We start from the raw sequence: 21,117 nt of genomic DNA on the forward strand, positions 1-21,117 counted from the left end.
TTGCGCTCCCGTCACGACGCCGATATCGAGTCATGGCTGCCCTCCGGGCTTTCCGCGAACCAATGCTTCGGGATGCTGCGAAAGATAGTCCGCAAGCGTACGGAGTGCCGCGGAGGTACGGGTCAACTCTCTAAGAGTCTCTTCTGTCGTCTGCTGCAAGGACGAATCGGGTTGCAGCGCGGTATTCGCCGAATTAAGCACTGTTTGCGCGGAAGCCAATGTGTCGTGAGCGCGTGGAATGACATCCGCGTCGAGTTTCGAGAGCATCGAGTTCGTGGTTTGCAGCGTCGTACGGGCGTCGTTTCCGATTGCCTCGAACGGAATGCTATTGAGCTTCGTCAGCAAGCGCGTAACCGAATCCTGCAGCGATTGCAGCGTGCGCGGCACAGCCGGCAACTCAGGTGGTGACCTGTTCCAGTCGATCTTGGCCTTCGGGGCGTCAGGAAAATAATCCAGCGCAAGATAGAGTTGACCGGTCAGCGGATTGCCGCTCTTTAGCTGGAAGCGAAAGCCATTTTCGACCAGGTAATTGGCGATTCCTTTTGGATCCTCGCTGATGCGGCCGCCGGCTCGCCCCGTCTGATAGCGTGAGGTAAAGCGCTCGGGATAGATCTGGATCTCGACCGGAATGCTGAAGCGCCGGCGTTCCGGGTCGAATCGCGTATAGATCTGTGTCACTTCGCCGATCACTACGCCGCGAAAATCCACGGGTGCGCCAACCGTCAGACCGCGCACGGAATCGGTGAAGTTCACCACATACCTGTCGACAATGCGGTCGTGCTGCTTCATCGCATCGGCGCGAGTCGAATACAGTTCGAATTGCGCATTGGCCACCGCCGCGACCTCCTCCACCGAATCCGCGGGAGACTCGAATGCCACACCGCCGATGATGATCGAAACGATCGATTGCGTCTCGATCCGCAGACCGTTCGTATCGAATGCCATATCGACTCCACTGGCGTGCCAGAAGCGCGTATCGCTTTTCACGAACCGATCATAAGGGGCATTCACGAATACCTTGAGCGTGACACCTTTACCATCCGGGTCCAACTGATAGGAGGCAATCTGTCCAACCTGAAGCCTGCGGAAATAGACCGGCGAGCCGACATCCAGCGAGCCGAGTCCCGTGCTCTTCAACGTGAATTCGCGCCCGGGAATGTCACTGGCAAATACAGGGGGCACCTCCAGCCCGACAAAGTCATGACGGGCTTTCACGGCATTGCCGACATCCACGTCGATGTAAGACCCGGACAAAAGTGTGCCGAGTCCGGACACCGTGCCGCCGGAGATGCGCGGACGCACCACCCAGAAGCGCGTATTGTCGACAAGCATATTCGCCACATCGCGCACCACTTCGGCTTTCGCGACGACGTGTTTGTGATCCGTTGAGAGCGTCACCGCTTCGACGACCCCGATATCGACGTCTTTGAACTTGAGCTTGGTCTTACCCGCTTCCAGCCCCTCGCCCGTCTTGAAGCTGATGGTTATCTTTTCTCCACGTTCCAGCACGGCCTTCGTGGCGAGCCATCCGCCAACCAGCAGCGCCACGATAGGCACCAGCCACACTAGCTGCATGCGCCAGCGCGAGCGCGGGACCACGTCGGCCTCAACCAGATCAGGTGTATCGGGTTTTTCGCTAGGCGTGGTCATGATCCCGCTCCACAGCGTCCCAGATCAAACGCGGATCGAAAGACATCGCCGCCAACAGTGTCAGCACCACCACCGCGCCGAACGCAATAGCCGCGGGACCTGCGTTGATAGTCGCAAGTGCCTTGAATTGGACCAAGGCTACCAGCATCGTGATGACATATATGTCGAGCATCGACCAGCGTCCGACCAGCTCGATTACGCGGTAGATTTGCGTACGCTGTTCAGGCAGCCATTGCGAATGAAGCTGTGTCGAGATCGTCAAATAGGCCAACCCAAGAACTTTGAGCATCGGCACAGCAATGCTTGCGATAAAGACGAGAACGGCAAGCGGCCACGACCCCGATACCCAGAGATAGACCACGCCGCTCAGGATCGTGTCTTTCTGTGCGCCGAACAGCGAACTCGTGTCCATTACGGGTAGAACGTTCGCCGGGATATAGAGCACGGTGGCTGCGAGGAGATACGCCCACGTGCGCGACAGGCTGGCCGGTTTGCGCACGTGCAGCGACGCTCCGCAACGCGGGCAATGCCGCGCAACGGAACCCTTCGGCGAGCCCACCAGCAGACCGCAATCGTGACAGAGCGTAAGTCCGCATGCTGCCCCTGTCAGCGCACCATTCGCGGGAATGCGCCGCGGCAGGCGTAAGCTCCTATCGTTGTTTCGTGCAGCGGCAATACGCGACCACACCTCTTGCGGATCGAATGATGCCGCGGCGGCCGCCAGTATGATCATGAGCGCAATGAAGGACCACAGCGCCGTGCCGGGCACGACCTTCGCGATATGCGCCAGCTTGACGAGCGCAACCAGTAGGCCAAGGATCAGCACCTCGGTCATTCCCCACGGGCGAGCCAGTTGAAACAGCCGGAATGCGCCTACCGGACCCCAAGGCTTGCGCCTGAAATGCAAAGGCAGCAGCAGCCACAGCATCGTCACGGTCTGCACCACCGGCATGAAAATCGTCGTGAGGCCCACCAGCGCCGCAAGCGGCCACATGCCATCCAGGTACAAGACCCGCACGGATCCGGCTAGCGTCGTTTGAACGAGAGTGCCGCTCACCGACAGACCCACGATCGGAAACGCATTGGAGATGACGAGCAACACCACGGACGCCGTCGTAAACGCCAAAGCGTATTCGGGACCATTGGAGCGGCCTCGACGCAGCTCCGCGTGGCAGCGGTGACAGCGCAACGTGCTGCCAGGTTGCACCTGGCTTCCACGCTGCAGCAAATCGCAGTCGTGGCAAGCGATGATATCTGCGTCGATCATCGCCGCTCCTGTGCGATTGCCCCATCAGCCGGAGCGATCTGCTGCGCAACCGGCTCAGTGCTCGCGGAGGAGGCCGGAACCGGCGCGGCCGACGGCGCCGACGCTGGATTCGACATCTTTTCAGCTTCCAGAACCCAACCGCCCCCGAGGGCTTTATACAGACTGACGTACGAGGTGAGCACGGCGCCCTGTGTTTGCGTGTAACCCAGCTGTGCGTTAAAGAGACTGCGTTCGGCATCGAGCACTTCGATGTAGCTCGTATAACCGCCCTCATAGCGCAAGCGTGCCAGCCGCGCGTAAGTACGCAGCGCTTCCACCTGATTCCCCTGCGACCCGAGTTGCTCATGCGTTTTCTGCACGGAAATAAGCGCGTCTTCAACTTCCTGGAACGCGACCTGGATCGTTTTTTCGTATGCGAACAGCGCTTCCTGTTGACGAGCCTCAGCCTGGCGCACCTGTCCTGAGATGTTGCCTGCCGTGAAGATCGGCTGCGTCAATGAACCCGCGAAAGACCACACTCGGGCGGGCCCGGTGAAGAGGCTCGAAAACTGCGTACTGAGCGAGCCGAATAGCCCCGTCAGCGATATCGACGGGAAATAGAGCGCGCGCGCGGCGCCGATCAATGCATTCTGCGAGACGAGCGTTTGCTCCGCCTGCAAAAGATCCGGGCGACGCTCCAGCAGTTCTGAAGGCAGGCCCGCTGGAATCTGCGGCGTCCCCAACGCCGAGAGTTCTCGTCCTCGCAGAATCTGGCCGGGATTCCTGCCGATCAACACGGATAGCGCGTTCTCCTGCTGGGCAATTTGCGTTTCGATTTGCGGAATGGTCGCTTGCGCCGACTCGTATTCCGACTGACTTTGGGCGAGCTCCATTTGCGAAACCTCTCCCCCCTGGAATCGGGCAGTGAATACACGTACCGATTCCGCCCGGCTGACTGCCGTGTCTTTCGCAATTTCCAATTGCCGATCGAGACTGCGCAAGTTGACATACGACGACGCAACGGAAGCCACCAAAGCGAGGATGATCGCGCGGTGGCCCTCCTCACTTGCCAGCAGGTTTGCCCGCGCAGCCTCGGTTTGCCGCCGATACTTGCCGAACAGATCGATCTCCCAGGCCACCGACACCGTCGCGTCGAACTGGTTATAAACGGGACTCACGTTTGCCGGGAACGGTACACCCGCGCTTTGCGACGCACGCTGACGCGAGGCGTCGGCGCCCGCACCCACCTGCGGGAAAAGTGCGGACCGGGTTGTCACGAACTGGCCGCGAAACTCCTCGACCCTGGCGGCCGCCACCCTCACGTCCCGGTTTTCGCTCAGCGCCGTTGCAATGAGCTGGTTCAGCACCGGATCCAGAAACTGCTCCCACCAGACCGTGTTCGCGACGTCGACCGAACTGTCCTGCGCGAAGCGGAAAGTCGCAGGCACATCGATTTTCGGCCGCACATAGTCGGGGCCGAGCAGGCAGCCACTCAAAGGAAGGAGAATGAGCGAGGCCAGGACGCGCATAAGAGCCAGGCGTTCCATGTCAGTCGCCCTCGCGCGGTGCCGACGGTGCCGGGTGCGTCGAGCCAGAACCTGGCGTCGCATCCGGCGGCGTGGCGGGGTTCACCTTGCCGCTCCCCTGGTCTGGCGTCTGCTTACCGCCGCTTGACCGTGAGGACATCGACTCGAGCAGGTAATAGAACATTGGAATGAAGAACACGGCGAGCACCGTCGCGCCGAGCATCCCTCCAATCACCCCCGTACCGATGGAGTGCCGGCTATTCGCCGATGCGCCGCGTGCGATTGCAAGCGGCACGCACCCCAGAATGAACGCCAGCGAGGTCATCACGATCGGGCGCAGCCGTTCCTCGGCCGCTGTCATCGTAGCGTCGAGAACCGATGCGCCAGTGCCACGATTCAATACCGCGAACTCGAAGATAAGAATGGCGTTCTTGGCGGCCAACGCGACGAGCATCGTCAACCCGATCTGGAAGTACACGTCGTTGGTCAACCCGCGCAACAGAATAGCGAGTAGTGCTCCGAAGAGAGCGAACGGCACCGCCATCAGCACCCCGATCGGCAACGTCCACTTTTCATACTGTGCCGCAAGGATCAAAAACACCATCACGAGGCCGAATACGAACACGAGGCCGGATGTGCCGCCAGATTGACGCTCCTCATAGGCCTCACCGCTCCACGCGACGTCGAAGCCTTGCGGCATTTGCGAGGCGAGGTCTTCCAGCGCGGCGATGACCTGGCCCGAGCTAAAACCCGGAGCCGCATTTGCCGTGATCTTGATGGCGGGAAAGTTGTTGAAGCGCGTGACGAGATCCGGGCCGGTCACATATTGATAACTCGCCACCGACTTGATCGGCACCATCGTACCGCTGCGGCTGCGCGCAAATATCTGATCGAGGTCCTCAGGCTTAAGGCGGTACGAAGGCTCCGCCTGCAGGATGACTTGCCAGAGCCGGCTGGACCGGTTGAACTGCGACACGTACAGTGATCCAAACATTGTTTGCATCGCGCTATACACGTCCTCGACCGGGACACCGAGCGTTTCCGACTTGTCACGATCAACCTTCACCAACAATTGCCTCGACGACGCATTGAATGTCGAGGTCACGCCCGTCAGTTCCTGTCGCTGCTTTGCCTTCTGGACGAACTGGTCCGCCACCTCCGCCAGTTGGGCGACGGTTGCATCCCCTTTACTCTGGATCCACACTTCTGTGCCGCCTGTCGTACCCAACCCCGGGATCGACGGCGGGTTGACCGGAATGACGACGCCCTCCTTTACCGTCGAAAATCCGCGATAGGCGTCCACCAGGACCGCTTGTGCGTTCTGCGTCTTTCTGTTCTCCGAGGAATAGCGCTCCTCAAAGCTCTTGAACCCGACAAAGAACGCGCTCGCGTTATTCTTGTTCTGGTTATCCAGCAGACTGTAACCATCCACCACTGTAATGCTGCCCACTGCCCCCTGTTTCTTGAAGTAATCCGTCACCTGCTGCGAAACTTCACCGGTGCGATCGAGACTCGCGGAGTCAGGCATGATGACCGCGCCGAGCAGATAGCCCTGGTCTTCCGGCGGCAAAAATGCCCCAGGGATAGACCTCATCATGACAACAGCCAGCGCGATCATGCCGGCGAAAAGCACCAGTCCGATCACAAAGCGCTTGATCAGCAGTCTCACCGCTCTCGAATATCCAGCCGTCATTCGCGAGAAAGCGTTGTCGAACCAGCGGAAAAAGCCCTTCTTCTCACCGTGCGAACTCTTCAGCAGCAAAGCGGCAAGCGCTGGCGAAAGCGTCAGCGCCACAATACCGGAGATGACCACCGATATAGCGATCGTGATGGCGAACTGTTTGTACATCTGCCCGGTGATGCCACCGAGAAACGCCACCGGCACGAAGACCGCGCACAGCACCAATACAATCGCAATGACCGGCCCCGCCACTTCGTCCATTGCTTTCTTCGCAGCATCTTTCGGGGTTAGCTTATACACCGTCATATTGCGCTCGACGTTTTCGATCACAACGATCGCATCGTCCACGACAATCCCGATCGCCAGAACCATTCCGAACAGCGTGAGCATATTGATCGAGAAACCCAGCGGCAGCATGAACATACATGTGCCCACGATCGAGACCGGGACCGCCACAATAGGGATCAACGTTGCGCGCAGACTTTGCAGGAAAACAAAGACAACGATCACCACCAATATCAATGCTTCAAAGAAGGTGTGGATGACATCTGAGATGGATGCGCGGGTGAATTCCGTCGTGTCCATCGCAATCTCATAGCTCAACCCTTCGGGAAACGACTTCTTCAGCTCCAGAAGCGTCGCCCGCACCTGCTTCGACACCTCGAGTGCATTCGCGCCCGGCTGCTGATAGACAGCAATGACCGTCGCGGGCTTTCCCTGGAAACGACTGCGAATCGAATAGTCTTTTTGTCCGAGATCCGCGCGTCCAATGTCCTTGAGCCGAACAATCGCAGCTCCCCCGCTTGCCGCGCGCACAATGATATTTTCGAACTCGGCGGGCTCCGCGAGGCGGCCGGTCGTAGTGACGGCAAAAGACTGCTCGACAGGCCGCCCGGTGGGTGATTGTCCAATGCTGCCCACCGCGAATTGCTGGTTCTGGTTCGCCACGACTCGCTGAACGTCAGCCGCGGTAACGCCCAACTGCGCCATCCGATCCGGTTTGAGCCAGATACGCATCGCGTAGTCCGGATTACCGAAGATACTCGACTGATTCGCGCCCGGAATACGTTTGATGGCATCGAGCACATAGATGTTGGCAAAGTTCGCGATATAGACCGAATCGTAACGTTCGCTCGGCGAATAGATCGCAATCACCATCATGAAAGCGGACGACTTCTTCTGTACCTGAATGCCCTGCGCCTGGACCGACTGCGGCAATTGCGGAAGGGCGAGGTTCACGCGGTTCTGAACGTCGACCTGAGCAAGCTCCGGGTTGGTGCCGATCTGAAAATAGGCATTGATCGTCAGGTTTCCCGTCGATGAACTGGACGAGTTCATGTAGATCATATTGTCTGCGCCATTCACTTGCTGCTCGATTGGAGCGGCGACATTGTTCGCCACCACTTCGGCGTTGGCCCCCGGATAGGTCGCAGAAATCGTGATTTGCGGAGGCGTGATGTCAGGATACTGGGCGACCGGAAGCGCCAGCATCGCCAATGCTCCGCCGAGCGTAATAACGATGGAGATAACCGACGCGAATATCGGACGATCGATGCAGAAGTGCGAGACATTCATGTCGTTCATCCATTCACTGGGTGGCGCTGCTTGCGGGTCCGCCCGGCCCAGCATTTCGCCCTTCGGCAACGGGTTCAGCAGCAGGGCTTGCCGCCGTACCAGAAGCCGGCGCCGCTGCACTACCTGCTGCCGGTGCCCCTTTGACGATATTGAGCGGCCTATCGGCAATGACGCGCAACGCGCCGTCGACCACAATGCGTTCGCCGACCTTCAGCCCGTCAGAGACGAACCAGTCGTCACCGTGCCAATCCCCCACCTCGACCACGCGCTGGTGAGCCTTCGAATCGTTATCGACCACCCACACGAAATGGCTCTTGGCGCCCTGCAATACTGCGCGCTGAGGCACGAGCATCGCATTGGGCCGCGTCGCGCCGGACACCCGCGCTTTGACAAACTGGCCGGGGCGTAAAGTCCCCTTCGGATTCTCGAATACCGCTCTCACAAGAAAAGTCCCCGTTTCAGTGTTAAAGGCGGGGTTGGCAAAATCTATGTGGCCTTTCTCGGAGAACAAGCTTCCGTCCGCCAGAATCAGCGTGACGACAAACTCGCTGTTGGGTGGAAACTTCAACCGCCCTGCGGCAATTTCGTCCCGATATCTCAACATCTCGTTTTCCGAAATGCTGAAGTTGACCCACATTGGGTCAAGTTGATATACATAGGTCAGAAGACCGCTGGACGTCGCTGTCACGTAGCTTCCGTCCTGCTGCCGCGCAAAGCTGGACAGACCTGTCAGCGGGGATTTAATGGTCGTGTACCCCAGATTGAGCTGGGCCGTCTGAACCTCTCCCTGTGCCGCTATCACCGCTGCGGCGCTTTGCTTTTCATTTCCTATCGCGTCGTCCAGATCCTTCTTGCTCAACGCGTTCTGTTCCGCAAGCGGGACCACCCGCCCGAGATTCGCTTTCGCGACCTGGTATCGCGCCTGCTGTTGGGCCAGTTGTCCTTTCGCTGTTTGGAGCGCGGCCTCGAATGGCTTTTGGTCCATGAGGAACATAGTCTGGCCTGCTTTGACAACTTGGCCCTCTACGTACATGCGTTTCTCCAGAAAGCCGTCAACGCGCGCACGGATCTCCACTTCGCGTGAACTTTGGGTCTGGGCCGTGAATTCGAAGTCGACCGGAGTATCCTGCTGGGCCACCGACATCACAGTCACTTCAGGCGGGCGTGCAGCCGGAGTCGCCGCCTGCTTCTTGCAGCCGGGCAATAGCGTGAGTGCCGCAAGGAAAAGCAGCGGCAAGCCGAGGTATGCCAAACTGGGCCGGCGATATGCCACGCCACGATCGTCGAGTCGTGACGCCGTCGCATCGATGCCGGTATTGCGGATGAAATGCGCTACAGCCCGCATTTCCCTGCTGTTGAAAAACCGGACTAGTGCGCCACGGGAGTGGCACAGCTTGCTATACGGGCCAATGAGAAGCGAAGCCGTTTTCATGGCACTGTCCCTGATCAGGAGGGTGTGCAGTTGCCAAACAACACGATTGCATCGCTACTATTGGCGAGCATCAATGTCATTGATCCGTCAGTCGAGTCGAGGATCAGGGTCCATGCGTATCCCATCTCGGTGCCCTCCATGACTACCTGCTCGGGTTCTTTATTGACTACGAGCATAGGCGTGGTGTGAACGGGTCCAATCACCTCTTTCTTTTTAAAGTCCAGAGTTAGAAATCGGGGAGCGCCAATGTCATCGGGCAAGGAACGCTTGCACTCCAGGCCGGGATCGCACGCATGAGCTTCGACGGTCGCGCAAACCAGCTTCTTGCTGCCATTGAAATCGTCGGCGTAAACATTGAGCGCACAAAACGCGAACGAGATCGCGACGACCGTAGACTCGAGTTTCATTACGTGTCTCCTTCAATAGCGCCCCTGACTGCCGCACGACGTCACTCCCGCGTCCACAGCGGAAGCCAACAGGCATCGCAACGTATGCTTCGACGCAATTCAGTTTGCTTGACGACCCTGCACGAGACAATCGGACCTTAGTCTCATATACAGCGACGAATCAGCAATCTCCGCTATTGCTCGGGTCGATGCCTAACGCCTGCTCGACGGCTTTGATCAAGGCTGACCCGTTGAACGGTTTGCGCAGATATGCAGTCGCGCCAGACGCCATGGCTCGTTCCCGCACAGTGATATCGTCATGAGCGGTGATGATGATGACTGGGAGATCGCGCGGAGCAAGTTGCCGCTGGACCTCTAGCCCATTGATGCCTGGCATCTGGAGGTCCAGAATGACGCAGTCCGGAGAAAACGAAGGAACAGCCGATAGCGCGTTGAGAAAAGCTTCCCCACTGACAAACGTTTCCGCCCCGATTCCCGCGGAGAGCAACAAACGTTTGATGGAGCGACAGACCGACTCGTCGTCATCCACCACCGCGACTATTCGACTGGACTTGACCATTGTATGGACGCAATCGCGCAAGTGCTCCTGTGAGAAGATCCCAGCAGGTTCATCCTAAAGACAGATGAGCGATCGTGGTATAGGACTTTGGTCCACTAGAAAACTTGCACAAGAAGTAATCAAGTGAAGTGCGCGCCGAAGGAGCCGGTCAAGCAGAAGGTGATTGATCATCGGCCGCGTGCACACCGGCCTTATCCGCGAGGCGAATGAGTTCGACGATTGATCTCGCCCTCATCTTCTCCATCACACGCCCGCGGTGAATCTTGATTGTTTTCTCTGCGGCTCCTAAATCACTTGCGACCTGCTTATTCAAACGCCCAGTCAGAACAAGGGCCATGACCTCGCGTTCGCGACGCGTGAGTTGATTGACACGCCCCAATAGCTCCGCATGTTCCCGCTCTACTTCAAACTCTTTGCAGGCAGATTGCAGAGCTCGATCGACAGCGGCAATCAGCACCGATTCCCGAACCGGTTTAATCAGAAAGTCTAGTGCGCCTGCCTTCATCGCGTCGACACTCGATTCGACATCGCCACGTCCGGTAAGAAATACGATGGGAACGCGTCCATTCAACCGATGTTGTACGTCGAGCCCCGTCATTCCTGGCATCTGCAGATCGAGTAGAAGGCACGCAGGAGAACTCGAAAGATCCACTCGATCGAAAAATACCTCGGCACTGTCGAAGGAATGCACACAATAGCCGGCGGCGCGAAGCAGGCGCGAGATCGCGCAACGCACCTGCTCATCGTCGTCGACAAGGAATACTCGACTGTTAGGCTGACTCATGGTCATTTGCTCCAGCAATTCCGCCGTATGTCTGACGCGGCGGGAATGTAATATGGAAGCACGCACCCGGGCCGTCGTTCTTCTCAGCCCACATGCAGCCACCGTGAGCGTTGACTATCGTGCGGCTGATGGATAAGCCCAAACCCAATCCCTGCGGCTTTGTGGTGTAAAAAGGCAGGAACACCTTGTCGATGTGATCCGCCGGCAATCCGTTACCGTGGTCTTTCACAGTAATGTGCGCACCGCCGTCAACAGCCCGGTGCACCGCCAATTCGACGAGACGTTCCGCCGGCGCGCGTCCCTGCACGGCATCGAAACCATTCAGTAGCAGGTTAAGTAGGACTTGCTGCAATTGAACCCGGTCGCCGCGTACCATGGTCAATGCATCTTCGACATAAAAGGTCACATGTACGCCGCGAACCATTGCGTCGCTACGCACCAGCGCGGCCACATCCGCGACCACCGTCCCCAGGTCCAACGGTTTCATCTCGATGTTGCCATTCCTCACCAGCGTGCGGATTCTCTGGATGACTTCACTGGCTCGACAGTCATCAGCAACAATATCTTGTAGCGCTTCCCGAAGTTCTGCGTTCTTGCTTGCGCCCAGGTTCACCAACCTTTGCGCAGCCTCCGCGTTACTGAGGATCGCTGTCAACGGTTGATTCAACTCGTGGGCAAGGGACCCGGCAAGTTCACCTAGCGACGAAACCCGGGCTAGATGCGCAAGTTCGTTCCGACTCAGTTCGAGCTCGCTGCAATCACTGCGGTCGGATATAGCGACTATCTGCGCCTCTTGACTATGCGCCTTGACCCGAACGATCCTGATTTCCGCTGGGAAATCCCCGCCCCTGCGGCGACTTGCTACCAGTTGACGTACCAGAACTCTTTCCGGGCGTTCGCCAGATGTGGACAGATGGTCAACGGCACGGTGCCCTTCGCAATCAACAGCAGGTGGAAAAAGCACCTCAATTGATGCGCCCATCATCTCGTCCTGGCTACGCCCAAACAATTCAACGGCGCCGCCATTGGCGAACGTGATGAGATTTTCCGCGTCCACTGTCAGGATGGGAACAGGCACCAACTCGAGCGCATCTCGCAAAGACATATTTTCATCAAGCATCTGAAGCGCCGGGCGACGCGGCACACGAAACCACGAAAATGGCGAGATGATTTGCTGTGGCGAGCTTGCCTTCGTGTCCGTCGATCCGGATGCGTATAGGCTCTCTCCTGCCGGGTGCGCAACATGCGCTAAAGCAGACGTCAGGCTGTCTTGCGGCAACAGAACGCAGGCCCGATCAGCCGAAAATTGCATCTCCATCGAACAGCCAGTTTCAACGCCAGTGCGACTAGCAGCAGGAAGCCTGCGAGGGGAGTATAGAGCCGTCAAATTTCCAGCAAGGCGAAGGGCAAACGCCTTCACCTGCCCAATTCGATTCGTCATCGATGTCTCCGCGCCATGTATAGCTCGTTTTTCGGGTCGTTGCGACTGGTCCGCTCGCCTGACATATCTTCCGAATCGCGCGGGCCAATCCATATTGCAACTTAGAACTGCCGACCCTGTGAACTCACTCTAGCGCATTTCCTCCCTTATTTTTTGACTTATATCATCGGTTTTCGGTCAACCTTACTGTTTTATTTTTTTACCTAACTAAGTCTACCTCGCAGCCATCGTTATTTAATTAAGAAAAACTAACATAAATATAATTTAGCGAATTGAAGCTAGAATTTTTGAATAGGTATTTACACCACTTTCCCATTTTATTTGGAAAAAAGTGCGGCTACGAGTTTAGCTTCTTGCCGCCACATGGCGCTTAAGAGCGAGATGAAAAGCGCGCCTGCTTAATTATTAAAAAACCTCGGGCACGTATCGAAACGGGTATGCAGGATCGACATAGCCCTTTGGCTTCTGGCGCGCCGGCAGCGCAATCCGCTTGCGCGGCAATTCTTTGTATGGAACCGAGTTCAGGAGATGACTAATGATATTCAGACGGGCGCGCTTCTTATGGTCGGAAGGCACGACGAACCAGGGTGAGCCTTCAGTGTCCGTTGCTGCAAACATCTCGTCGCGCGCCCGAGAGTAGTCATACCAGCGGCTGTATGACTCGAGATCCATTGAAGAGAGCTTCCATATTTTTCGTTCGTCATTGATGCGCGATTCCAGCCTGCGAGTCTGCTCTTTTTCACTCACTTCCAGCCAATACTTCAAAAGAATAATGCCTGAACCCACGATCGCTTTTTCAACGAGCGGAATTGCTTTCAGGAACGCTTGCGCCTGTTCCTCCGTGCAAAACTTCATCACGCGCTCTACTCCCGCACGGTTATACCAGCTTCGATCAAAGAGTACGATTTCACCCGCCGCGGGCAAATAGGGAAGATATCGCTGCACGTACATTTGGGTCTTCTCGCGATCAGTGGGTGCCGGCAACGCAACGACACGGAAGATCCGTGGGCTGACGCGTTCCGTAATGGCTTTGATCGCGCCCCCTTTGCCCGCACCGTCTCTCCCTTCAAATACGACGCAAATCTTCGCCCCGGTCGCGACAGCCCACTCCTGAAGCTTCACCAGTTCAACGTGCAATCGAGCGAGCTCTTTCATGTAAGTCTTGTTGTCGATCTGTCCCAACCTGGCAGCATCCGCGTTTTCCCTTCTTTCAAGCGTTTTAGACATTGCTCCCCCTTGAAACGCGCAAAATTAATGGCATCACCTCACTATCGTCCGCATATCACGGTGCGGCAATAGGACTTTCGGCCCATTCACATCTGCATGGCGACGTCGCACATCCAATGCCTCCATTTCGGCCCACGCAAGTCTACGTTCTGCGAAAAGCTCACCTTAGATCCGTGCTTAATTTCGTCGGGAAGATTGACCAGCCTCAACAACTTCACCCAACTGTGGACTACGGTTGAAAGAGGACAACGGTAGAAGATCAATGAAGAATATGAAGGTCAGACGGCTTCTGGACCCGATAGATCGAACCTCTGAAATATTGTTCGGCATTATCATGGCCGTTACTATCGTCGGCACAGTCTCGCTCGCCTCGCCTGAAGGCCAGCAGGCGCGTGCCGCGACAAGGGCTGCGCTAGGCTGCAATCTCGCATGGGGTCTGGTCGACGCAGTCATGTACCTGCTCAGGATCGTAACCGAACGAACCCACAATCGAGTCGTCGCGTCGCAGATCGCTTTAGCCGACTCTGAAACGGGGTTCAACCTGGTCAGAGATTCTCTACCCGGTTATGTTGCCGCGATCAGCGGACCAGAGGAAATTGCGGGCATGCGGCACCGCCTGCTTGCTTTGGATCTTAAGAGGCACCCCCTTCTTCGCACGGAGGACTTCGCGGCGGCCGTTGGGATTTTTCTGCTTGTCGTTATCGCGACCTTTCCTGTCGCGCTTCCTTTTCTAGTCACGCAAGATATTCACGTTGCCTTGACTTCATCCCGCTGTGTTGCGGTGGCGATGCTATTTGCGGTGGGCGCGACACTCGGACGGTATGCCGGCGTTGGAAGACCCGCTTTCACAGGCGCATTGATGGCGATACTCGGCGTCGTACTCATTATGATCGTCATGGCGCTTGGCGGATGACCTGGCGACTGCCGACTACGTTCCACAACGGCCCCGGTCTATCGCGAGATGTGTGCGCATGCTGAACCGTTGACCCGATCTTCACCACGAACCGCCCAGCGACGCGCTTGCCGCCTGGGCGATGACGGACACGAATGTTTCAATGAAATCGAGGCTGGAACGAAGCGAGCGATATCCGTCAGAAGGCGATGCCGCCTGTGATCATGAGCCCACTGGTCCAGATAAACTGTGTCTCAATCCTCACGGGCCCCAGCTTATATCCGATGGCCGGGATGATACCAGGAGCGAATCCCCCGACATTGAGCGGCAACTTGTCTTTGTATTGCCCCGTGTAACCGTGAACGACACCACCCACCAACTTCGCATAAAACCCGGTGTCGGCAATGTTCCAGAGATATCCGCCATAAACCGTCTGTGAGAACTGTCCAAATGAATTTAGAAATACCCCGCCTCCGATCAACCACCCGTCGTTTCGTCGCCACTCTGCGGCGACCAAAGGCGAGTATGGTATGTGATCTGGGTCATAGTGGTAGTGTATGTTGTACAGATTGGTTTGCAGTGTGATTTCATCTCCGCATGCAAAACCCGCTGCAACAGTCTGAGTGACGAAAACGAGAGCGATTGCACAAAGTTCCCGATTTAATCGACGGTCACCACTCACGTCGCCCCTCCAGTGGACACCGGCCCAAACGATGAAGGCCGCGCCTTGCAACACACATTGCAAGGAGTACATCAGCCTCCGCAGCGCTGGACGCGGAAATTCTGCCCTAGATGCCCAGCGGCGGAAAACGACCGCCGACGATAATTAGTACCGGTGTACCTGCTCGTTGCGCGTCAATTTCACGCTACATCACAGGCGAAATATTGGATATAGGACTTTGGTCTCCCGTGTGATCTCTGCCATTGGGCATGAGGCGCGTACACGACTGAAAGTATTCACGGCATCCTTTAGATGAGAAACGCCGCCCGGTCCGCCGATGCAATTCACAACGAGCGTGACCAGCGGTTTCCACTAAAGTGCCCTGATTGCAGGGTCAATATGCAATCCAGCCGGCAGTAACTCGTGACGAGAATACCGAACTACTGCAAAAGCACGCTGCTCCGGTTTGATGCCGGGAATTCGAGCGAAGTTGAATTCAATATCGTGGCTACCCCGCGAGCCCGCTGGTTGGACCACGTTCATCAGATCGATGCGCAGCCGTTTCTTCGTCAGGTAAATATGTGTAGAAGACTCTGACAGCACTTCGCAGACACGTTCTAATTCGAGTTCGATGACTTCGGTAGGCGCCTTGAGTGCCGCAAGTTTGTCAGCATTGTCTTCTATCGCCGCGTGCAGGCGGGCCAACTCCTCCGTGCTGGACTCGTCGCCGCCCCCAGCCACAGAGCGCATACCCGCGCCTTGCGTCTGAAACAGAGCGAAGCGCTCCTCGATAAGTTCGTGTCCACGAGACAGCAGATCGCGGCGGTCTGCCGCGAGCTTCGCCAATCCTTCCAAGGCCAACTGATCGACAAGACGGTTTCCAATTTCCTGATGCAGCTCGCTCTCTGTGGCGGCGCATATTCGGACCCGATAGTCGCCGAAGCAGATCGTGGTTTGCGCAACGTCACGACGAATCGTGTCGCCCTCCATCGCAACGCCGAGCACATGGCGTTCAGTCATGGCCATCCCGAGTACAGCATAGGCTTCCTCTGATTCAGGATGCAGGTCGAAATATTCACGCAACGCCTCTGAGCGGCCGAATGCCGTGGTCAAGTCTTCGGGCGTTGCAAAGAAAGCGCGCAGATGGGGATCGGACGACCACGTGTTGATACTTGCCTGACGCGCTGCCGGCAACGAAGCGAGCATAGCCGCTTCGAAACGAAGATAAGCAGCAACGGCGGGCGCAAGGCGTGTACGGTAACGCTTTGCCATGCGCAAGCGGGGGATCATCGTGAGAATACGCTCGATCGTTGCGTCGATCCGCTCTTCTTGCTCAGGCGTTCCGCGTGGTTCGTCGCGATGCCATAGCCTGCTGAGTATGCTCATTGCCGAGCCTCCTGAAAAAAGCTCTCACTCACGCTGAGGGATATTCTGCGGACTGGCAGTCTTGACCACGTAGACCAGTTGCAGCGGTGCGATGCAGGCGGATTCCTGATTACCGGTGAAATTATGCTTTCCACTGTGCAATCCAGAACGCCTGCCTTCACCACCGTTATCATCGGCAGGTCACGACCCCACGTAATGATCCAGATCAAGCTCGGCAACAGCTGCTTTAATGGGCGCAAAAGCGGCAGGTGAATCGAATGCCACATGAGACGCACCGTCAAGGTATTGTCGTGGCGCGAGAACCTCTCGCTTCATCCCAATCCAACCGTGACCTCACGCCCCCTATTGCGCCCTCTAGCCTTCGACTATTGCCTCGATCCTTCCTTCACGGATCGCATGAACGAATTGCCGGTAGTCGCGCCGGTTCTGTGAGCTATATTCCGCCGCGAACTCGGTGATCGCATCGTCAAACGTCTGGCCCGAACCCATGTACCCGGCGATCATCGCGGCGTCGCCCGAGCGCGCGTGAGCACGCGCGAGCGCGTGCGAGCACATGCGCGCGTATTGCCGGAGCATGCCGGCGTCCAGCCCCTCGATCATGACGGACATTTTCATGTCGCGAAGCTGACGGACATAAAAGTCGCGCCCATTCTGACCGCGGCTCCACCCGAGAAACACGTCGCTGGCAGCCTGCATGATGCGATGACCGGCAATGACCCGCTGCCCATGGTTGGGATGCAGGCTCTTCCCTGCATAGGGTTCGAGCACGGACATTTTGGCTTCCTTGACTTGCAGGAACAGCGGATCGTTGTCCGACGCCATGAACAACCCCACTCCGCAGATCGTGCCGACGCTGCCCACGCCCACCACCTTGAGCGCCAGATCAACGAAGTGGAACCTGTCGAACAGTACCCGCACATGTTCGGCGAGGCTCTCGCGATACGAGGCAATGGCCTCCGCATAGCCCGACTGAAGCCCGGGGGCGACGTCCTCAGTGGGATGAAAGATGAGCGGCGGCTCGTCCTTGATGCGGGGATGCCCGTCTGCTTCCGTGACCAACTTCGGATAGAGATGGTCAGGCACGGTCTTGCGGCGTTCCATTTCGATGCGCTGCGCGATGCGCTTGCGCGCTGCCTCGACAATGGCGGGATCGCCCGTCCGATCCTGGTACTTTTGCAGATCGATGCGGTCGTACCAGACGTCGAGCGCGCGCATGGATGCGAAGTCGTGCATGCGTTCGCGATATTCGCGCACGAGATCCGTGCTGATGCGTGTCGTGTCGCTGTAGGGCAACTCAAGATGCTGCGCCGCGATCACGACACTGGCTGCGAGCCGCTTCAAATCCCACTCGAAGGGCGCGGGCAAGGTCTCATCCAGATCGTTGATATCGAAAATGATGTTGCGCTCAGGCGTTGCGAATCCGCCGAAGTTCATCAGGTGTGCGTCGCCACACGCCTGCACGCGTAACCCGCTGGTTGCCGTCGTGGCCAGGTCCGCAGCCATCAAGGCCGCCGCGCCGCGATAGAACGCGAATGGAGACGCAGACATACGACCGAACCGGATCGGCACCAAACTAGGCAGGCGCCCCTCATTGGATTCGTTGAGAAGCTCAAGGATATCCCGCCGACCATCGGGCTGCTTCCAGCCTCCCTGTGACGTCCGCGGCACCGAATCGCGCATGAGTCGACCTTCCGCCGCCCTCTCATCAGGTGTGCGGTACTGAACGTCTTTAGCATTCGATCTGCTTGCCGCCTTGCGTGAAACAGCCTTGTCCATGATATCCCCTGCCTGATTTGCTCTTGCCTCGTTATTCCCGTGTCATCGGTCGGTCCCTCTGACACAACCTTTACGCCGCCATTTGTCTTTCGCCCTTCACTCCGTAACTTCAACGATCCTGGATGGCTCAGTGCACGATGCCCCGTGGCGCGTCCGGCGCAGCGTGCTTACCGTCCCGCGCGCACCAGGCGGCAAGCGCCTGCTCGAGGTTGAGAAACATCCGCTCGCGTCCCAGCGTCTTGCCGAGCGGCGCGTTCTGCACTACGGCAAAAACCTCGGGACTGAGGCCGACGAGCCATATGGACACTCCGTTTTCGCGGTAATGCTTCTCTGCTTCAGTCAGCATCTTCAGCGCCGTGTACTCCAGATCGAATACCGACCTCATATCCAGCGCTATCACCTGAGGATGCGCGCGCTCGACGAGCGGGGTGATCTTGTGACCAATGTTCGAAGCGTTGACGAAGAAGATGCGTCCCTCGGGCCGCAGAAGCAGGAGTCCCGGGACATGTTCATCGTCGGGGTGCTGCTCGGATATCGGGCGGAATACGTTGGTGCCGCGCTTGCGACGCAACTCATACACAGGCGGATCAGACACCTGATAGGCGAGCGCCGCGAGCGATACGAGAATGGCGATCAGAATACCGTTCAACGTACCCAGCAAGACGACGCCTGCGAGCGCCACGAGCGCCCAGATGAACTCGGTCCGCCTGACTGCCAGAATGGCGCGGAAATCCGCCGGCTTGAGCAAGCCGATCGAATAGACGATCACCACGGCCGCGAGTGTCGCATGCGGCATGAGACCGATCAGCGGCGCGAGCAGCAGCATCGTGCCCAGGGTGACGGCAGCCGTGACCAGTTCTGCCAGTTGCGTGCGCGCACCCACGAGGCGATTGACCGCCGTCTGGGTGGTCCCGCCGCCCGCAGGCATCGAACCCACCAGTGCGCCTGCGGCATTACCGAGGCCTGTCGCCAACAATTCCCGATTTGGCAGCGGCGCGGGCTCTCCGCTCTGCACAAACGCTCGCCCTGAAGCAATGGTTTCGGTAAAGCTCATCAGTGCAATGCCCGCGGCAGCAGGCCACAGTTGCTCGATCAGCGAGAAGTCCGGAATCACGAGCGACGGCAGCCCGGTCGGAATGTGGCCGACGACGCCAACCCCGTATTTCTGCAGTCCAAGCAGGCCAACACCGGCGATCCCGCACGCTACCGCAATGAGCGGCGCCGGTGACTTCGGATAGAGATGCTCGAGTGCGACGAGGATCGCAATCGTCACGACGCCGACAATGACGGTCGCCACCGATGCGTGAGGAAGCCCTGCGAAGAGCGCATACACGTTGTGAAAGAACGAACCCTTCACGACGTGAAGGCCAATTAGTTTAGGCAATTGATCGAGCACAATGACGATTGCGATGCCGCCCTTGAACCCCGTGAGCACCGGCTCGGAAATAAAGTTCGCGACGAACCCGAGCCGGAGCAGCCCCGCGAGAACAAGGACGATACCGACAAGCAGCGTGAGCGTAGCGGTTGCAATGGCCAGTTGCGCCACCCCGCCGCCTGGCGCCACCTGACCGAGCGCGGTAGCGGTCAGAATGGCCAGCGTTGCGCTCGTACTAACGCTGAGTGGCCTCGACGTGCCCAACAGAGCGTAGATCACCATGGGCACAAGTGCCGTATAGAGTCCGATCTGCACAGGAAGGCCCGCAACCGTCGCATACGCCATCGCCTTCGGCAATACAACAGCCGACGCCGTGACACCCGCAATGACGTCCGGTTTGATCCAGGACTTCTGATAGCCGTGTACCCATTCGAGCACGGGCAGATGGAAACCGGAACCGTGGTGCGGCAAGGACCGATTGCGCATAAAGGTGCTCCCTCATGGCGCGAAGCATTAACGGCAGGCACAGACGTCGCCCGCTGTTTCTATAGCGGATAGCCGATAGGGAATTCCCTTCTCCGCTTCTCCACAACGCGGGACCCGAGCGGCCAGCCTCGATCTTCAAGCCTACCGCTTACGCGGTGCGATTCGCATCGGACCAAGGTCTTAGAAGGTCGGGTATGCGCCGCCTCCAGGCCTCTACAACGCCGCTACGATGTGGCTACGCGGCTATGCCGCGATCCGCGCGCAGCAGTCGCCGCACCTGCAGATCCGCTCCGTTGAATACGACCATGGTCTGATTGCGCATGAGGGGCGTGAAAAGCAATGATGAACGCGATCCGGCCACCTCTGCGCTGGAGCGAAACTGCACGCGTCATCTGACACGCCGGACCAGACATGGTCGCCACCGTCCCATCTCCGATATGGCGCAGAGACGTGAGCACCCGTTTGTATCGGCGAAGGCTCGAGTAAGGAGTTGCCGTGAATAACTTAACGAAGTGCTGTATTTGCGCTGCGTTGGCCGGCGCGGTGTCATTCGAAGGCGTGGTGGAGGCGAAGCCCATCGCGTATCCGTCGAAGGGACAAAGCCAGCAAATGCAGCAGCAGGACGACGCCGCGTGTTACTCGTGGGCGAAGAGCAATACGGGTGTGGACCCGGCTGCCGTCGCCAATGCCCCCCCTCCGCCTTCGGGTCCCGCGGTGGGCGGTGGCGAGCGCGTTCAAGGTGCGGCGCGTGGCGCAGCCGGTGGCGCAGTGGTCGGCGCGATAGCGGGCGATGCGGGCAAAGGCGCGGCGATCGGCGCGACGGCAGGCACGATGGTCGGAGGCTCGCGAGCACGCCAGAACCGGCGGGCTGCCGGGGCTGCCGCCCAGTCACAGACTCAAGGCGCGATGGATACGTTCAATCGTGCCTGGGGCGCGTGTATGGAAGGCCGTGGGTACACCATCAAGTGAGCAATTCCCACCGGTGAAGCCACACATGTCCTGATGACGGCATC

The 21,117-nt window shown here is 58.1% G+C and carries 16 protein-coding genes; 2 read left to right on the plus strand and 14 right to left on the minus strand.

Annotated features, from left to right (window positions below; all coding sequences use genetic code 11):
• Window positions 1-30: 30 nt before the first annotated feature.
• The 10 genes from P0D68_RS14610 to ppk2 form a co-directional block, all read right to left on the minus strand.
• The gene (locus P0D68_RS14610) at window positions 31-1,650 is read right to left on the minus strand and encodes a PqiB family protein (RefSeq protein WP_091795441.1); all 1,620 of its coding nucleotides are present in this window, start codon (window positions 1,648-1,650) and stop codon (window positions 31-33) included.
• On the minus strand, window positions 1,637-2,917 hold the full coding sequence (locus P0D68_RS14615; protein ID WP_408296681.1) for a paraquat-inducible protein A: 1,281 nt from the start codon (window positions 2,915-2,917) through the stop codon (window positions 1,637-1,639). Before P0D68_RS14615 ends, P0D68_RS14610 begins: the two co-directional genes overlap by 14 nt.
• Window positions 2,914-4,443 (minus strand): efflux transporter outer membrane subunit, encoded by a 1,530-nt coding sequence (locus P0D68_RS14620; protein WP_408296678.1) that lies wholly within the window; start codon window positions 4,441-4,443, stop codon window positions 2,914-2,916. The genes P0D68_RS14615 and P0D68_RS14620 overlap by 4 nt, the downstream gene beginning before the upstream one ends.
• A gap of 1 nt (window position 4,444) precedes the next feature.
• Window positions 4,445-7,678 (minus strand): efflux RND transporter permease subunit, encoded by a 3,234-nt coding sequence (locus P0D68_RS14625; protein ID WP_408297006.1) that lies wholly within the window; start codon window positions 7,676-7,678, stop codon window positions 4,445-4,447.
• 13 nt (window positions 7,679-7,691) lie between these two features.
• On the minus strand, window positions 7,692-9,110 hold the full coding sequence (locus P0D68_RS14630; protein ID WP_408296675.1) for an efflux RND transporter periplasmic adaptor subunit: 1,419 nt from the start codon (window positions 9,108-9,110) through the stop codon (window positions 7,692-7,694).
• 14 nt (window positions 9,111-9,124) lie between these two features.
• The gene (locus P0D68_RS14635; RefSeq protein ID WP_091795450.1) at window positions 9,125-9,517 is read right to left on the minus strand and encodes a hypothetical protein; all 393 of its coding nucleotides are present in this window, start codon (window positions 9,515-9,517) and stop codon (window positions 9,125-9,127) included.
• Window positions 9,518-9,677: 160 nt separating this feature from the next.
• The gene (locus P0D68_RS14640) at window positions 9,678-10,076 is read right to left on the minus strand and encodes a response regulator transcription factor (RefSeq protein ID WP_408296671.1); all 399 of its coding nucleotides are present in this window, start codon (window positions 10,074-10,076) and stop codon (window positions 9,678-9,680) included.
• Window positions 10,077-10,224: 148 nt separating this feature from the next.
• Window positions 10,225-10,860 (minus strand): response regulator transcription factor, encoded by a 636-nt coding sequence (locus tag P0D68_RS14645; protein WP_408296668.1) that lies wholly within the window; start codon window positions 10,858-10,860, stop codon window positions 10,225-10,227.
• The gene (locus tag P0D68_RS14650) at window positions 10,847-12,301 is read right to left on the minus strand and encodes a two-component system sensor histidine kinase NtrB (protein ID WP_408296665.1); all 1,455 of its coding nucleotides are present in this window, start codon (window positions 12,299-12,301) and stop codon (window positions 10,847-10,849) included. The genes P0D68_RS14645 and P0D68_RS14650 overlap by 14 nt, the downstream gene beginning before the upstream one ends.
• Window positions 12,302-12,706: 405 nt before the next feature.
• Entirely contained in the window at window positions 12,707-13,528 is an 822-nt protein-coding gene (gene ppk2 / locus P0D68_RS14655) for a polyphosphate kinase 2 (RefSeq protein ID WP_408185270.1), read from the minus strand.
• A 262-nt stretch (window positions 13,529-13,790) separates the two neighbouring features.
• On the opposite strand from ppk2, the gene P0D68_RS14660 reads away from it, so the two are divergent.
• Window positions 13,791-14,441: a hypothetical protein gene (locus P0D68_RS14660; protein WP_408296662.1), complete on the plus strand. Its 651-nt coding sequence runs from the start codon at window positions 13,791-13,793 to the stop codon at window positions 14,439-14,441.
• Between the two features lie 178 nt (window positions 14,442-14,619).
• On the opposite strand, the gene P0D68_RS14665 is transcribed toward P0D68_RS14660, so the two are convergent.
• From P0D68_RS14665 to P0D68_RS14680, 4 genes are all read right to left on the minus strand, one after another.
• Window positions 14,620-15,174 (minus strand): sn-glycerol-3-phosphate transporter, encoded by a 555-nt coding sequence (locus P0D68_RS14665; protein WP_408296659.1) that lies wholly within the window; start codon window positions 15,172-15,174, stop codon window positions 14,620-14,622.
• A gap of 279 nt (window positions 15,175-15,453) precedes the next feature.
• Window positions 15,454-16,467, minus strand: coding sequence for a hypothetical protein (locus P0D68_RS14670; RefSeq protein WP_408296656.1), 1,014 nt, complete (start codon window positions 16,465-16,467; stop codon window positions 15,454-15,456).
• A gap of 354 nt (window positions 16,468-16,821) precedes the next feature.
• On the minus strand, window positions 16,822-18,243 hold the full coding sequence (locus tag P0D68_RS14675) for a DUF2252 domain-containing protein (RefSeq protein ID WP_408296653.1): 1,422 nt from the start codon (window positions 18,241-18,243) through the stop codon (window positions 16,822-16,824).
• Between the two features lie 127 nt (window positions 18,244-18,370).
• Window positions 18,371-20,104, minus strand: a complete 1,734-nt coding sequence (locus P0D68_RS14680; protein WP_408468584.1) for a SulP family inorganic anion transporter — start codon at window positions 20,102-20,104, stop codon at window positions 18,371-18,373.
• A 519-nt stretch (window positions 20,105-20,623) separates the two neighbouring features.
• Between P0D68_RS14680 and P0D68_RS14685 the strand changes: the two genes are divergently transcribed.
• The gene (locus P0D68_RS14685; RefSeq protein ID WP_408185313.1) at window positions 20,624-21,073 is read left to right on the plus strand and encodes a glycine zipper family protein; all 450 of its coding nucleotides are present in this window, start codon (window positions 20,624-20,626) and stop codon (window positions 21,071-21,073) included.
• The last annotated feature ends 44 nt before the right edge of the window (window positions 21,074-21,117 follow it).

The organism is Paraburkholderia sp. RL17-380-BIE-A, assembly GCF_046028085.1.
GTDB lineage: Bacteria > Pseudomonadota > Gammaproteobacteria > Burkholderiales > Burkholderiaceae > Paraburkholderia.